This is a genomic window from Bradyrhizobium sp. USDA 3364 (assembly GCF_054056355.1).
The window spans coordinates 570789-586303 of the sequence record NZ_JBSRYG010000002.1 but is presented as its reverse complement, the minus strand read 5'-3'; the positions used below and the strand labels follow the sequence as shown (position 1 = coordinate 586303).

Below are 15515 nucleotides of genomic sequence, written 5' to 3'. Positions count from 1 at the left end.
TTGAACGGATACCGTAGGTTTTGGTTCCTGATGGCCGCACGAAGGCGGCGGCCGCTGATTGTGCCGAGGCCTGCACGTGTCGCTGAGAAACCTCACCACCTATCGCAAGAAACGCGACTTCGAGAAGACCAGTGAGCCGTCGGGCGACGTCAAGGTCGCACCGAGCAAGCAGCGGCGTTTCGTGATCCAGAAGCATGACGCGACGCGGCTGCACTATGATTTCAGGCTGGAGTTCGACGGCGTCTTCAAGTCCTGGGCGGTGACGCGCGGGCCCTCGCTCGATCCGCATGACAAGCGGCTGGCGGTCGAGGTCGAGGATCATCCGCTCGACTATGGCGATTTCGAAGGTACGATCCCCGAAGGCCAGTATGGCGGCGGCACGGTGCAGCTGTGGGATCGCGGCACCTGGGAATCTGACGATCCCGAACGCGGCTTCAGGAAGGGCGACCTGAAGTTCACGCTGCATGGCGACAAGCTGCACGGCAGCTGGGTGCTGGTGCGGATGAAGAACGACCGCTTCGGCGGCAAGCGCACCAATTGGCTATTGATCAAGCACCGCGATGAATATGCCGTGGAAGGTAACGGTGAGGAGATTTTGGAGGAAGACCGCTCGGTCGCCTCCGGCCGCTCGATGGCCGAGATCGCTTCCGGCAAGGGACGGGCGCCGAAGCCGTTCATGCTGGCGAAGGGGAACGGCAAGGCCAAGGCGACCATCAAGGCGGACGCGGTCTGGCAGTCCAATCACGGCATGGCCGCCGCCGCGCGCGCGAAGACCAAGGGGCCGGCGCCCAAAGCGCAATTGAAGGAGCGATCGAAGGCGAAATCGAAGCAGGTGGCCGAGATGCCTGATTTCGTCGCGCCGCAGCTCTGCGCCGCGGTCGAGTCTCCGCCAAATGGCGCCGGCTGGTGCCACGAGATCAAGTTCGACGGCTATCGCGTGCAGCTTCGCGTCGAGGACGGCGAGGCCGCGCTGAAGACCCGCAAGGCGCTCGACTGGACCGACAAATTCGGCGCGATCGCGAAGGAGGCCGGCAAGCTGCCGGATGCCTTGATCGACGGCGAGATCGTCGCGCTCGACAACAACGGCACGCCGCACTTCTCGACGCTGCAGGCCGCGCTCTCCGACGGCAAGACCGACCGGCTGATCTTCTACGCGTTCGACCTGCTGTTTGCAGGCCACGAGGATCTGCGCCCGCTGCCACTGACTGAGCGCAAGGCGCGGCTGAGGCCATTGCTCGCGGCGCGCAAGGGCAGGAACCCGTTAATCCGCTATGTCGAGCATTTCGAGGAGCGCGGCGACGCCGTGCTCGACTCGGCGCGCAAGCTCGGGCTGGAAGGCATCGTCTCCAAGCGGCTCGACGGCGCCTATCGCTCCGGCCGCTCCGACGACTGGACCAAGGCCAAGATCCGCGCCGGCCACGAGGTGGTGATCGGTGGCTGGAAGACCACCAACGGCAAATTCCGCTCGCTGATGGCCGGCGTCTATCGCGGCGATCATCTGGCCTTTGTCGGCATCGTCGGCACCGGCTTCGGCCAGGACACGGTCCGCCGCATCATGCCGGCGCTGAAGGAAGCGGCATCCGACACCAGCCCGTTCGGCGGCAAGGATGCGCCGAAGAAGACCCGCGACGTGCATTGGCTGAAGCCAGAGCTGGTCGCCGAGATCGAGTTCGCCGGCTGGACCGATGCTCAGAATATCCGCCAGGCGGCGTTCAAGGGCCTGCGCCAAGACAAGCCGGCACATGAGGTGGAGGTCGAGCGGCCGGTCGTAACCAAAGTGGTGAAGCCGATGGCCAAGGGAAAGGTATCCGGGAAAGCATCCAGCGAGGTGATGGGGGTCGCGATCTCCCATCCGGACAAGGCATTGTGGCCCGACGCCGGCGATGGCGCGCCGGTGACCAAGCTCGACCTCGCCAACTATTTCGAGGCGGTCGGCGAATGGATGATCTCCTATCTCAAGGGCCGGCCGTGCTCGATCGTCCGTGCGCCCGACGGCATCAAGGGCGAGACCTTCTTCCAGCGCCACGCGATGGCCGGCACGTCGAAGCTGCTGAAGCTCGCCAAGGTCTCCGGCGACCGCAAGCCCTATTTGCAGATCGACCAGATCGAGGGTCTGGCTGCGGTCGCGCAGCTCGGCGGCCTCGAGTTGCATCCCTGGAATTGCGCGCCCGATGCCTATGACACGCCGGGCCGGCTGGTGTTCGATCTCGATCCCGCGCCCGACGTCGTGTTCAGCGACGTGATCGACGCCGCCAAGGACATGCGCCAGCGGCTGACCGCGGTCGGTCTCGACAGCTTCTGCAAGACGACGGGCGGCAAGGGCCTTCATGTCGTGGCGCCGCTGCTGTCAGGCGCGAGGGACAAGGTGACGTGGAAGGAGGCCAAGGCGTTCGCGCAAGCCATCTGCCAGTGGATGGCGCAGGACGACCCCGAGCGCTATCTGATCAACATGTCGAAGGCCAAGCGCACCGGAAAGATCTTCCTCGACTATCTGCGCAACGACCGGCTCTCGACCGCGGTCGCGGTGCTGTCGCCGCGGGCGCGTCCGGGCGCGACGGTGTCGATGCCGCTGACTTGGGCTCAGCTGCGCGGCGATCTCGATCCGAAGAAGTACACGATACGGTCGGTGCCGGCGCTGCTCGCCAAGACCAAGGCCTGGGACGGCTATGAGGATGCGGCGGGGTCGATCAAGGCGGCGATCAAGAAGCTCGCGGCACGGTAAGCCCTACCAACGAAGTATCACCCGCTTTCGCGGGTGATGACAGCCGTCAATACGGACGGGCGCATTGCGCGCCACGCGCTATATGCGTCCGAGCAGCAGCAGGATCAGCAGGATCACGATAACAAGGCCGAGACCGCCGCCGCCGTAATATCCTGTGCCGTAGAACGGCCCGCCGCCGAGGCCGCTGAAGCCGCCAAGCAGCGCGATGATCAGGATAATAAGAATGATCGTTCCGAGTGACATCTCGATCCCTCCTCAGCCCGGCAGGCCTGTTGTCGCTGCCCTTCGGAAGAGCCAACAGCCCGTCACCATGAAGGTTCCTGGTTGAGCGGTGCGATAAAACTGTGTGATCTTCCGTTTGCGGAGGAACAGAACTACATGAACGGAATCCATGGAGGAGTGCACCACGATGTCGGCTCCGCTGATCGTTTCGATCCCCCACAGCCTCGGCCGCGAGGAAGCGATGCGGCGCCTGAAGACGGGCCTGTCGCGCGCGGCCGAGAGCGTGCCGGTCATGAGCGTCGACGAAGAGCGCTGGGAGAATAACCGGATGAGCTTTCGCGTCCGCGCGCTGGGACAGGTCGCGGCCGGACATCTCGACGTCGAGGATGACCATGTGCGGCTGGAGGTGACGCTGCCGTGGTTGCTGCAACGCTTCGCCGAGGTGGCGCAGGCCGCCATCCAGAAGCGCGGGCAGTTGCTGCTGACCAAGCGCTGACGCGCGGCGCTAGCCGTGCGCGCGCGCACGCTTCGGGGCTTGCTTCGCCCCCGCCGCGGCCTTCGCCCTCAGCACGGCGACCGGCACATCGGCGAACAGCGCCGGGAGCTGAAGTTTGCGTTCGCCGCCCGGGAGCGCAAATCCGGCGAGGTCGATCTCGCCTTCAAAGGCTTCAGCGCGTGGCCACTGCCGTCCTCCTTGCGTGAACGGCGCGAATGATTTCACCACCGCGACGATGGCCGCGTCGCGGCCGTGGCGCCGCGCGAACGCGACGACATGATCGCGATGCGGCCCGCTGACCGCGAGCGGTTCGTAAGCGCCGCTGGTGAAGACATCGGCCATCTCGTTGCGCAGCCGCAGTAGGTGCCGCGTCCATGCGAACTTGATGCGGCCGTCGCGCCAGCTCTGCGCCAGCGCGTCCCAATCCGGTGCTTCCAGCGCCGTCAGGAGCTCGGCACGACCGGCAAAGTCGACCGGACGGCGATTGTCCGGATCGACCAGTGAAAGATCCCAGCTTTCGGTGCCCTGGTAAAAATCCGGCACGCCCGGCATGGTCGCCTTCAGCGTGATCTGGCTGAGCGAGTTCAGCGCGCCGATCAGCGCGGTCCGCTGCGCCAGCGTGTCCAGCGCGTCGAGGAATTCGGGCGACGTGTTGCGATCGAGGATCCGCTCGATGAAGGTTTTCACGCCCGCTTCATAAGGCTCGTGCGGATTGAGCCAGCTGGTCTCCTGCTTGCCCTCGCGCGCCGCTTTCAGGGCATAGGCCTGGATGCGCGCCGGGAGCGAAGCGTCGCCCGGATCACAGGCGCCGAGCAGGGCCTGATACAGCATGTATTCGAACGTCGTCGACGGCGCGCGCATCTCGCCGTCGAGCACCAGATGCGGCGCGTTCAACACCTTCCAGCGCGCCACCGCGCTGGTCCATTCGCCGGGGATTTCCGCCAGCGCCATGATGCGGGCGCGGGCGTCCTCGCCGCGCTTGGTGTCGTGGGTTGCGGTCGCCGTCATGCCGTGCGGCCATTCGCGGGCGCGGGCCTGCATCATGGCGTGGAAGGTCTCGGGCGCAATCGCGCTTGCCGCGGGATCGCCGCCGACCTCGTTGAGCGCGAGCAGGCGGTGGTAGCGATAGAAGGTGGTGTCCTCCAGTGACTTCGCCATCATCGGCCCGGTGAATTGCTGCACCTTGAGCGCGAAGCGGCGGACCCGCGGCGCGCTGTGCGGCGGCCGGCCGGGCTTCAGCAGGTCCATGGTCAGGGCATCGCGCAGGAAGTCGAAGATGCCTTCGTCGGCGGCGAACCAGTCGGCGCGGGCGCGCTCGATGGTCTCGCTGATCAGCGCGCGGTCGTGCGCGGCCGGGCCGGAGCCGGTGAGATAGGTGCGATAGACCGGGAAATGCAGCACGTAGAGTTCGAGCGCCTGTCGCAGGCTGTCGCCGGAGAAGTCGCGGGTCGTGTAATGGCCGCTGGCGATGCGCGCGACGAGCCGCGCCAGCACGGTGAATTCGCTGGTCAGCAGCGTCTCCAGCACACGGCGCTTGGCCTCGCGCAGCACCGGCGTGAGGTTTGGCGACCGGTTGCTGATCTGGCGCCAGATCTCGCTCAGTGGGTCGAGGCCCGCGCCGTCGACCAGTACCTGGCTGATCGTGTTCATCCATTCGTAGCCGGTTGTGCCGTGAACGCCGCTGAATTTCGTCAGTCTCTCGTCCTCGCCGAGGATCTTCTCGACGACCATGTAGAACGGCCTGGCCTTGGCGCCCTGCGCTGTGCGGATCAGGCGGCGCAGGCGCTGGAAGTACTGGGCGGGGTCGCGCAGGCCGTCGATATGGTCGAGCCGCAGGCCCTGCAGCCGGCCCTCCGCGATCAGCCGCCGCACCAGGCTATGGCTCGCCTCGAAGGTGGCGGCGTCTTCTACTCTGAGGCCGGCCAGCGTGTTGACGTCGAAGAAGCGGCGATAGTTGATGTCGCTGGAGGCAAGCCGCCAGTGACCGAGCTTGTAGTGCTGGCGTTCGAGGAGATGATGCAGCGCCAGCGTCTGGTTGGGGCGGTCTTCGCCGGCACGATAGGCATCGAGCCCGCGCGCGATGATCCCGGCGCTGCCCTCGATCGCCTTGATCTCCGCCTTCAGCGTCGGGGCTTCCTTGCGGTTCGGATGGCGCAGTCCGCGGTACCGCGCCGCGAGTTCCAGCATCGCGCGCCCGGCCGGGCTGTCTTCGGCCGCCGCCTCGCGGACGATGGTCCGCAGCACCTCGCCATAGCGTTCAGGTGCGATCGGCAGACGGTGCTCGAAATACCACGCCGAGAAGCTGCCTTCGGCCGCCTCGTAGCGCAGCTCGATGTCGCCGCGCTCCAGCGCCTGGCCATAGGATGAGCCGAGGATCGGCAGCAGCACGCCGCCGCGCGCGCGGTACGGCAATTGGTCCCAGTCGATGTCGAAGGAGACCGCGTGCGGCGACACCGGTCCCCATTCCAGCACGTCGAGCCACCACGGATTGTCGGCAAAATGCACGCCGACATGGTTCGGCACGAAATCCAGGATCAGCCCGAGGTCGTTGCGCTTCAGTGCTTCGCTGAGCCGCGCAAATCCTGCCTCGCCGCCGAGCTCCGGATTGAACTTGGTGTGGTCGACGACGTCATAGCCATGGGTCGAGCCCTTGCGCGCCTTCATGAAGGGCGACGCATAGACATGGCTGATGCCGAGCGCCTTCAGATAGGGGGCGACACCGGCGGCGGCATCGAAGTCGAAATCGGCAGTGAGTTGCAGTCGGTATGTCGCGATCGGGATCGCCGGAGGCATTGTGCTATCCGATGTGCCAGCGTACCGCCCAGCCGGGGAGGTCGCCGGACAACGCGCCGCCCCAGATCGCAGTTCCCTTCGGGCCCGCCGCGCCGGTGATGGCCCGATCTGACAGATTGGCCGTGAGCCACAGCGTGCGGCCGTCGCCCATCCGCCAATGCGCGGTCAAGAGATCGCCGGTGACGCGGTCGCCGCCGAAGCGTGCCCCGGTGAGCCGCGGCGTGATCTCGCGCCGGCGTGTGGCGAGCAGGTCGCGCACCAGCTTAAGCCGTGTGCGGGCGGGATCGCGGCCGAGCGCCGACCAGTCGAGCACGGCCGAACGCAGGGTCTCCTCGGCCAGCGGGTCGGGAATGTCGTCGCCATATTTGGCATAGGCCCAGGCGAACTCCTTGCGCCGCCCGGCGCGGACCGCGTTGGCGAGGTCGCCCTTGAAATCGCAGAAGAACGGGAACGGCGTCGTCGCACCCCATTCCTCGCCCATGAACAGCATCGGCATGGTCGGCGCGATCAGCGTCACCGCCAGCGCCGCTTCGATCGCCTTCGGCTTCGCAATGCTCTCGAGCCGATCGCCCAGCGGCCGGTTGCCGATCTGGTCGTGGTTTTGCAGGAAGTTGATGAAGCAGGTCGGCGACAGCATGCCGCTCGGCTCGCCGCGGGCCTTGCCGCCCCAGAACTCCGAGACTTCGCCCTGGTAGATGTAGCCGGACGACAGCGCGCGTGCGAGGTCCTGCTTCGGCGCGCGGTAGTCGCCGTAGTAGCCCTGCCGTTCTCCGGTCAGCAGCACGTGCCAGGCGTGATGATAATCGTCGTTCCACTGGCCGCGGAACTTGCCGTTCGGCGGATCCTCGGCGGCGTCGAGCAGGCTTGCGATGTTGTCGCCGTTCTCCAGCACGAGGTTGATCTGCCGGCCGGTCTCGGTGGCAAGCTGGCCGGCGGCCTTGCTGAAGTCGTGCAGCACGGAGACCTCGCCGGCCTCGACGATGGTATTGACCGCGTCGAACCGCAGCCCGTCGAAGCGATAGTCGCGCAGCCAGCTCACCACGCTGCCGATTGCGAACGCCCGCACCTCGGGTACGCGATAATCGATCGCGCTGCCCCACGGCGTATGCGCTTCGCTGAAGAAGGAGGGCGCGTAGCGCCCGAGATAATTCCCCTCGGGGCCGAAATGGTTATAGACCACGTCGAGCATCACCATCAGCCCGCGCAGATGCGCCTCGTCGATCAGGGTCTTGAGGTCCTCGGGCCGGCCATAGGCGCTGTCGGGCGCATACCACAGCACGCCGTCATAGCCCCAGTTGCGGCGGCCGGCGAAATCCGCGAGCGGCATCAGCTCGAGCGCGGTGATCCCTGTTGCAACCAGATGATCGAGCTTGTCGATCATGGCGCGATAGGTGCCCTCCGGCGTGAAGGTGCCGACGTGAGCCTCGAGGACGACGGCCTCGTGCCAGGGACGTCCGCGCCACTCCGTCGCACGCCATTTGAAGGCGGTGTGATCGATCACCTCGCTTGGGCCGAACACGTCGTCCGGCTGGAAGGCGGAGGCGGGATCGGGCACATCGACCTCGTCGTCGATGCGGAATTTATAGCGTGTGCCTGCGCGGGCGCCTGCAATCTCGGCGACGTACCAGCCGGCTGCGTCGCGGGTGAGTGGATGCGGCTTGTCGAGCAGGAGATCGACGCGCTTCGCTGCCGGCGCCCAGAGCCGGAAGCGCGTGCCATCGGGTGTCAGCTCGGGGCCGAAATGCTGCGCGGTCATGCGGAGCCTGCAAATGCCAGCACCGAGCGCGGCGGTGCGGTGATGTCTGCGCCGGATGCAAATTGCTCAGCGGTCTGCTGCGCTTTGGTCGTGTTCAAGACCTGCTGCCAGCTCCTGTATTCCGCCATCCTCGGCATCCTGAACACGATCTCCTGCGGTGCGGCATTGAGCACGATAAAGATCGGCGCCTGTCCTGGTTCCATCGGCCCCAGCACATAGGCGAGAAACCGGCTTTCCGGGAATTTCCAGTCGGATTCCTTCATCTCCTCCGCCGATGGCGTCAGCCACAGCACGCCGTAGCTGCCGTCGGTACGGCGGCGCGTCGAGCCAGCTCTGGCAGCGGATCTGGCCGAAGCGCTGGCGCAGCGCGGTGAGGTGGCCGATGAAGTCGATCGCGTCGTCGTCGGTGCCGAGATTGTCCCAGCCGATCCAGCCGGTCTCATTGTCCTGGCAATAGGCGTTGTTGTTGCCTCCTTGCGTGTTGGCGACCTCGTCGCCGGCGAGGATCAGCGGCGTGCCCTGCGCCAGCAGCAGGCAGGCCAGCGCGTTCTTCCTGAGCTGGCGGCGCAGCGCGATGATCGCGGGGTCGTCGGTCGGGCCTTCGTGGCCGCAATTGTTGCTGTGGTTGTCGTTGGAGCCGTCGCGATTGTCCTCGCCATTGGCCTCGTTGTGCTTCTCGTTATAGCTGAAGAGGTCGGCGAGCGTGAAACCGTCATGCACCGTGATGTGGTTGACGCTGGCGCGGGTGGCGCGGTTGTCGTGGTGAAACAGGTCCGAGGAGGCGGTCATGCGGCCGGAGATGTCGCCGATCAGGCTGCCTTCGCCGCTCCAGTAGCGCCGCATCGCGCTGCGATAGCGGTCGTTCCACTCCGACCATTGCGACGGAAACGCGCCGACCTGATAGCCGCCGAGACCGAGGTCCCAGGGCTCGGCGACCATCTTGGCGGTCGCCAGCACCGGGTCCTGGCGGATCGCGGTGAGGAAGGGGTGGTTGCGATCGAAGCCGTTCGGCCCGCGCGCCAGGGTCGTTGCGAGATCGAAGCGGAAGCCGTCGACATGGCAGACCTCGACCCAGTAGCGCAGCGAATCCATCACCATCTGCAACACGCGCGGATGGGTGAGGTTGACCGAGCTGCCGCAGCCGGTGAAGTCGTCGTAGAAGCGCGGGTTCTCGCGGTTCAGCCAGTAATAGGAGGCATTGTCGATGCCGCGGAAGCACAGCGTCGGCCCCATATGGTTGCCTTCGGCGGTGTGGTTGTAGACGACGTCGAGCAGCACCTCGATGCCGGCGTCGTGCAGCCGCGCCACCGTGGTGCGGAAGGAGTCGAGCGCATTGTCCTGGGCATAGCGCGCCTCAGGTGCGAAGAAGGCGATGGTGTTGTAGCCCCAGTAATTCGCGAGCTTCTTCTCGACCAGGATACGGTCGTCGATCAGGCCGTGGATCGGCAACAGCTCGATGGTGGTGACGCCGAGCCGCTTGAGATGGTCGATCATCGCCGGCGATGACAGCCCGCCATAGGTGCCCCGCAAATTCGGCGGCACGTCCTCGCGCTTCTGGGTCAGGCCCTTGACGTGGGCTTCGTAGATGATGGTGTCTTCCCATGGAATATGCGGGCGGATCTCGCGGCGGCCCCAGTTGAAGCTCTCGTCGACGACGACGGCCTTCGGCATGCCGCGCGCATTGTCGCGCCGGTCGAAGGAGAGATCCTCGCGCGCGCTGCCGGTGCGGTAGGCGAAGTGCGCATCGCTCCACACCAGCCGGCCGGCAAGCCGCTTGGCGTAGGGATCGAGCAGGAGCTTGTTGGCGTTGAAGCGGTGGCCGCGCTCCGGCGCGTAGGGCCCGTAGACGCGATAGCCGTAGAGCTGGCCCGGCGAGATGTCGTTGAGATAGCAGTGCCAGACGTCCTCGGTGCGTTCCGGCATCTCGATTCGCTCGAGCTCGCGGCGGCCCTGGCCGTCGAACAGGCACAGCTCCACCTTCTCCGCATTCGCCGAGAACAGCGCAAAATTGGTGCCTCTGCCGTCCCAGCTTGCACCGAGCCGTGCGGACGTTCCCCCGGTCAGTCGCATCAATCAGCTTTCCGGTACGAGGAAGATCGCTGCCAGCGGCGGGATCGTCAGGCTCAGTTCCGGCGTCGCGCCCTCGGAGGCACGGACCTCGCCGATATTGCCGACATTGGTGCCGCCGTAATGCGCGGAATCCGAGTTGAACACTTCGTGCCACTTGCCTGCGAACGGCACGCGGACGCGATAGTTGCGATAGACGTTGGGCGAGAAGTTCGCGACCACGAGGCAGCGTGCCCGCGCATCATTACCCTTGCGGATCCACGCGAACACGTTGTTGTTGGCGTCGTCGGTGACGACCCATTCGAAGCCGGCCTGGTCGCAATCGAGCTCGTGCAGCGCCGGCAGCGCGCGATAGAGCCGGTTGAGGTCGCGGACCAGGTTCTGGATGCCGCTGTGCCGCGGCTGCTGCAGCAGGTGCCAATCGATCGAGTAGTCGTGGTTCCACTCGCGCTCCTGGCCGAACTCGCAGCCCATGAACATCAGCTTCTTGCCGGGATGTCCGAACATGAAGCTGTAATAGGCGCGCAGATTGGCGAAGCGCTGCCAGTCGTCACCGGGCATGCGGCCGAGGATCGAGCGCTTGCCGTGCACGACCTCGTCGTGGGACAGCGGCAGGATGAAGTTCTCCGAGAAGGCGTAGTGCAGGCCGAACAGGATGTCGCCGTGATGATATTTGCGGTGGATCGGATCCTTGCCGATGTATTTCAGCGTATCGTGCATCCAGCCCATGTTCCACTTGTAGCCGAAGCCGAGCCCGCCATATTCGACGGGACGCGACACCTGCGGCCATGCGGTGGATTCCTCCGCGGCGGTCGTCGCCTGCGGGAAGTGCGCGAACAGCTCGGTGTTGAAGCGGCGCAGGAAGTCGATCGCCTCGATGTTCTCGCGGCCGCCATATTTGTTCGGGATCCAGCCGCCGGCGGGGCGGCTGTAGTCGAGATAGAGCATCGAGGCGACGGCATCGACGCGCAGCCCGTCGATGCCGTAGCGATCGAGCCAGAACAGCGCGTTCGACACCAGGAAGTTGGTGATCTCGGTGCGCCCGTAATTGTAGATCAGCGTGCCCCAGTCGAGGTGACGGCCCTGCAACGGATTGGCGTGCTCGTAGAGCGCGGTGCCGTCGAAATTGCCCAGACCGTGCGGATCGTCGGGGAAATGTCCGGGGACCCAGTCGAGCAGCACGGCGAGGCCGGCGCCGTGGCAGGCGTCGATCAGCGCGGCGAAATCATCGGGCGAGCCGAACCGGCTGGTCGGCGCGAACATGCCGGTCGGCTGGTAGCCCCAGGAGCCGTCGAACGGGTGCTCGGATATCGGCAGGAATTCGATATGGGTGAAGCCCATGTCGCTGGCATAGGCGGGAAGCTGCTCCGCCATCTCGCGATAGGTCAGCCACTCATTGCGGCCCTTGCGCCGCCACGACCCGAGATGAACCTCGTAGATCGACATCGGCGAGCTCAGCGCGTTGACGCGGTCGGGCGCCGGGCGCGGATGCGGGATCTTGCGCTCGTCGATCACGATCGAGGCGGTCTTCGGACGCACCTCGGCGGCGAAGGCCAGTGGATCGGACTTCAGCGGCAGATGCTGGCCGTTGCGCCCGATGATCTCGAACTTGTAGTGGTCGCCGACCCGCGCGCGCGGGATGAACAGCTCCCAGTAGCCGGGGCCGCGGACGCGCATCGGATGGCGTCGTCCGTCCCAGAAATTGAAGTCGCCGACCACGCTGACCCGCCGCGCATTCGGCGCCAGCACCACGAAGCCGATGCCGTCGACGCCGTCGAGCGTCATCGGATGCGCGCCGAGCGTATCGTAGACGCGCTGATGGGTGCCTTCGCCGAGCAGATAGAGATCGAAATCGCTCAGGATCGGGGGGAAGCGGTAGGCGTCCTCCAGCTCGACGATATTGTCGCCGAAGCGGGCGCGCAGCTGATAGCGCGTCGAGCCGTTCGGCAGGGGGCCTGCGAACAGGCCGGCGTCATGGATGCGCGCCAGCGGAGCCGTCTCGCCATGCTCGCCGATCGCCTCGACATTGACAGCATCGGGCAGGAAGGCGCGCACGACGTTGCGATCCCCCTCGGTGTGAAGCCCGAGGTAGTGGAAGGGATCGGAGTGGCGGCCTTCGATGATGGCATAGGCCTCGGCGGGCAGTTTGCTCATGCAACCTCATGCGGCTGTTGCGCCAAAATCCTCAGCAGGCCGGTTAGCGGCACCCTTAGCCAATCGGGCCGGTTGGCCAGCTCATACTCGATCTCGTAGAAGGCTTTCTCAAGCAGGAAAAGGTTAAGCAGGCGATCGGCCGTTTTGGCGTCGGCGGGCCACAGGCGTTGCCCGGCCATGGTCTCGCGATAGGCCGCCAGCAGCGCATCCGCGGCCTGGTCGCGCCATTCGGCCACGGCGAGGCTCAGCCGGCCGCTCTCGTCGGGGGAAACCTTGAGCGTCCGTTCCAGCGCGGCGGTTGCCGCATAGTCGATCGAGCGGATCAGGCCTGCGACGTCGCGCGCCGCCGGCGCCTTGCGGCGCCGCTCGGCGATGGTGCGGCCCGGTCCGCCGTCGAAATCGATGATGAAGACGTCGTCCTTGACCATCAGCAACTGGCCGAGATGCAGGTCGCCGTGATGGCGGATGTTGAACCCGTCGGTCTCGCGCGGCAGCAGGGCCTTGAGCCGCTCCGGCAGCGTGCCGTGCTGGGCGTGCAGCTGATCCGCCAGCAGCCGGTCGGCATCCTTCAGCGAGCCGCGGCGCTGCTTCAGCGTTTCGAACACGCGTTCGGCGCGCGCCATGATCTCATCGTTCCAGCGCTGCAGGTCCTCGGGCTTGGTCGGCTCGGGCGCGAAGTCCGGCAGGTCGCGGTTGCTGGCGAGCGCGATATGCAGCTCGGCGAGGCGCTTTCCGCTGTGCGACATGTGGCGCAGATAGGTGGCCTGATCGCCGTTCTCCGCCGGGTGCTCGCTCACCGCGAGCAGGCGTTGCCGTTCGACAAGGCGGTCGAGATGGGAGGCGGCGACGTTCCATAGGTCGCCCTGGTTGACCACCATCGTATGCAGCACGGCAATCGCGCTACGCTTGTCGCCCTCGACCAATTCAGAGGTGCCGAGCAGAGCCGGCGTGTTCGGAAAGCCGACCACTTCGGTGAGGAAGCGGCCCATCTCGATCTCCGGATTGATGCCGACCTCGAGCTTGCGGTAGATCTTGGTGACATATTCATTGTCGACCAGCGCGGTCGAATGCGGCTGGTCGTTCTCGAAGACGCGAATCCGTTCCGGCTGCCGCACCGGCCGGTCGGAGAAGCGGCTGGTTGGCCGGAATTCGAGCTTCAGGCCTTGCTCACCTTCATCGACCGTGAGGTTCTCCCGCAAATTGCGCAGGAACAGGCCGGTGAAGATCTGGTCGGTGGCGACGTCGAGCAGCGTGCCCTCGCGGGCGCCCTGGCGGATCGCGGCGAAGGCGCGCGGGTTGTAGCGCTCGCGGTCGAAGCGCACCCATTCGATCTGCATCGGCAGCACGTAGCGGCTGGTGGTGCCGCGCTGCGTGGTCTCGAAGAAGATCAGCCAGGGCCGGTTGTCGCCGATGTCGCAGAACGGGATCGCCGACACCAGCGTCGGCTGGATGGTGCGCGCGGAGTGCTCGGGATACCACCGCGAGCGCGCGAGATGCTCGGGCAGCACGTCGTGCTCGAACACGCCGCGGGTCCGCGCCAGCGAGGTCCAGGTCGATCCGAGCGGCACCACCAGCGTCTCGAATTCCGGCACCGCGCGGGGCGTCACCGGCTCGGACTTGTCGCGCTCCTGCAACTGGAACCAGTAGAAGCCGTAAGGCGCCAGCGTGATCATGTAGGGCAGCTCGCCGATCGCCGGGAAGCGCGTGCGTCCGAGCATCTCGAGCGGGATGCGGTCCTTGAAGGCGGAGAGGTCGAGCTCGGTCGCCTGCGCCGAGCGCGACAGATTGGCGACGCACAGGATCGCCTCGCCCTGGTACTCGCGTACATAGGCGAGCACCGAGCGGTTCTCGGGGCGGATGAAGGTCATGGTGCCGCGTCCGAAGGCGAGCGTCGACTTGCGTACCGCGATCAGTCGCTTGGTCGCCGACAGCAGCGAGGACAGGCTGCGCGACTGCGCCTCGACATTGACGGCCTCGTAGCCGTACACCGGGTCCATGATCATCGGCGCGTAGAGCCGTGCCGGATCGGCGCGCGAGAAGCCGCCGTTGCGGTCCGGCGACCATTGCATCGGTGTCCGCACGCCGTTGCGGTCGCCGAGATAAATGTTGTCGCCCATGCCGATCTCGTCGCCGTAATAGATGATCGGCGTGCCGGGGAATGACAGCAAGAGCGAGTTCATCAGCTCGATCTTGCGCCGGTCATTGTCCATCAGCGGCGCAAGGCGGCGGCGGATTCCGACATTGATGCGGGCGCGCGGGTCGTTGGCGTAGGTCGACCACAGATAGTCGCGCTCGACGTCGGTCACCATTTCCAAGGTCAGCTCGTCGTGGTTGCGCAGGAACAGCGCCCACTGGGCCGCGGCCGGAATGTCGGGCGTCTGGCGCAGGATGTCGGTGATCGGAAAGCGATCTTCCTGGGCGATTGCCATGTAGATGCGCGGCATCAGCGGGAAGTGATAGGCCATGTGGCATTCGTCGCCATGGCCGAAATATTCCTGCACGTCCTCCGGCCATTGATTGGCCTCGGCCAGCAGGATCTTGCCCTTGGCGTAGGCGTCGAGCTCGTGGCGCAGCCGCTTGATGATGGCATGCGTCTCCGGCAGGTTCTCGTTGTTGGTGCCGTCGCGCTCGCACAGATAGGGAATCGCGTCGAGCCGGAAGCCGTCGACGCCGGTGTCGAGCCAGCGCTTCATCACCTGCACGATGGCGCGCACCACGCGCGGATTGTCGAAGTTCAGGTCCGGTTGGTGCGAGAAGAAGCGATGCCAATAGAACTGGCCGGCTTCCGGATCCCAGGTCCAGTTCGACTTCTCGGTATCGGTGAAAATGATCCTCGTATCGAGGTATTTCTGGTCGGTGTCGCTCCAGACGTACCAGCTGCGCGCGCTGGAATTCGGCGGGCTGCGGCGGGCGCGCTTGAACCAGGCATGCTGGTCCGAGGTGTGGTTGACGACGAGCTCGGTGATGACGCGCAGGCCGCGCTTCTTGGCTTCCTGGATGAAGCGCTTGAAGTCCTTCATCGTCCCGAAATCGGGATTGATGTCGCCATAGTCGCCGATGTCGTAGCCGTCGTCGCGGCCGGGCGAGGGATAGAACGGCAACAGCCACAGCGCGGTGACGCCGAGCTCCTGCAGATAGCTGAGCTTCTCCGTCAGCCCCGCGAAGTCGCCAATGCCGTCATTGTTGCTGTCGGCGAACGCCTTGACGTGCAGCTGGTAGATGATCGCGTCCTTGTACCAGAGCTGGTCGGTGGTCTCGGTCGCGACCTTCGCCTCGGTATTGACGGAGGAGAATACGTTCATGAC

At 65.7% G+C, this 15515-nt stretch carries 7 protein-coding genes and 1 pseudogene; 2 read left to right on the top strand and 6 right to left on the bottom strand.

The genetic code is table 11. The annotated features are described in order from the left end of the window. Positions 1–76 precede the first annotated feature (76 nt). Positions 77–2722: a DNA ligase D gene (gene ligD, locus ACVILL_RS03015; RefSeq protein WP_456727783.1), complete on the top strand. Its 2646-nt coding sequence runs from the start codon at positions 77–79 to the stop codon at positions 2720–2722. A 78-nt stretch (positions 2723–2800) separates the two neighbouring features. Here ligD and ACVILL_RS03010 read toward each other — a convergent pair whose 3' ends face one another. After that, the gene (locus ACVILL_RS03010; RefSeq protein WP_456727782.1) at positions 2801–2965 is read right to left on the bottom strand and encodes a DUF3309 family protein; all 165 of its coding nucleotides are present in this window, start codon (positions 2963–2965) and stop codon (positions 2801–2803) included. Between the two features lie 166 nt (positions 2966–3131). On the opposite strand from ACVILL_RS03010, the gene ACVILL_RS03005 reads away from it, so the two are divergent. Then, entirely contained in the window at positions 3132–3440 is a 309-nt protein-coding gene (locus tag ACVILL_RS03005) for a polyhydroxyalkanoic acid system family protein (protein WP_456727781.1), read from the top strand. Positions 3441–3449: 9 nt separating this feature from the next. On the opposite strand, the gene treY is transcribed toward ACVILL_RS03005, so the two are convergent. The 5 genes and pseudogenes from treY to treS all read right to left on the bottom strand — a co-directional run bounded on the left by treY (position 3450) and on the right by treS (position 15512). Further along, the gene (gene treY / locus ACVILL_RS03000) at positions 3450–6233 is read right to left on the bottom strand and encodes a malto-oligosyltrehalose synthase (RefSeq protein WP_456727780.1); all 2784 of its coding nucleotides are present in this window, start codon (positions 6231–6233) and stop codon (positions 3450–3452) included. A 4-nt stretch (positions 6234–6237) separates the two neighbouring features. Beyond that, a complete protein-coding gene (gene treZ / locus ACVILL_RS02995) occupies positions 6238–7989 on the bottom strand; it encodes a malto-oligosyltrehalose trehalohydrolase (protein ID WP_456727779.1) in 1752 nt (583 codons plus the stop codon). After that, positions 7986–10059: pseudogene (gene glgX, locus ACVILL_RS02990) on the bottom strand (glycogen debranching protein GlgX). The gene treZ and the pseudogene glgX overlap by 4 nt, the downstream one beginning before the upstream one ends. Positions 10060–10062: 3 nt before the next feature. Then, a complete protein-coding gene (gene glgB / locus ACVILL_RS02985) occupies positions 10063–12210 on the bottom strand; it encodes a 1,4-alpha-glucan branching protein GlgB (RefSeq protein ID WP_456727778.1) in 2148 nt (715 codons plus the stop codon). Then, positions 12207–15512: a maltose alpha-D-glucosyltransferase gene (treS, locus tag ACVILL_RS02980; protein ID WP_456727777.1), complete on the bottom strand. Its 3306-nt coding sequence runs from the start codon at positions 15510–15512 to the stop codon at positions 12207–12209. Before treS ends, glgB begins: the two co-directional genes overlap by 4 nt. Positions 15513–15515: the final 3 nt, after the last annotated feature.